The sequence below is a fragment of the Staphylococcus sp. EG-SA-2 genome (assembly GCF_017152085.1).
Map to the genome: position 1 here is coordinate 1 of NZ_JACYHC010000072.1, position 562 is coordinate 562.

Consider the following 562-nt stretch of genomic DNA (forward strand, 5'->3'; position numbering starts at 1 on the left):
GAAATTGAAACTTTTTAAAACAGATATGGTTTAAGATGAACGGGAAGTTATTAAAATGATATATGTAAAGAAATAAAGTTTTAAAACATTAGTCAGGTAACGCTTGTAAAAGTACATATAAATTTTAACTAGCCCAAAGGTGGGCGACCAAAGGTTCAACGATGTTAAATAACATTAGAAATTAATTTTAATTGGACTTTAAAAGTTTTTAAATTTAGATAATTGAGCATAAGGTGTTATAATCACATATGTTGCGTAATTAAAATTTATAGCAACAAATTCATTTTAACTATGCTAATAAAAAGATTATGGAAATATTTTGACAAGGAAAGGAGAAGTCGAAATGACATCTTTTTGACATCACTTATAAAAATCAATCGACTTAACTTAGACTTTTATAAAGGTGTAAGACAGGGACTGTTAATGATTATTCCTGCAATAATCGGTTACTTATGTGGTAATTTCCAATTTGGATTATTAGTTGCAACCGGAACACTAGCCCATATTTATGTTTTTAAAGGTCCGTCGCGATCTAAGCTGCGAACTGTAATAATTTGTAATT

At 28.5% G+C, this 562-nt stretch carries 1 pseudogene; it reads left to right on the top strand.

The window, feature by feature from the left end:
- Nucleotides 1-291: 291 nt before the first annotated feature.
- Nucleotides 292-562 (top strand): annotated as a pseudogene (locus tag IDG60_RS21690) (FUSC family protein); the annotation flags it as partial.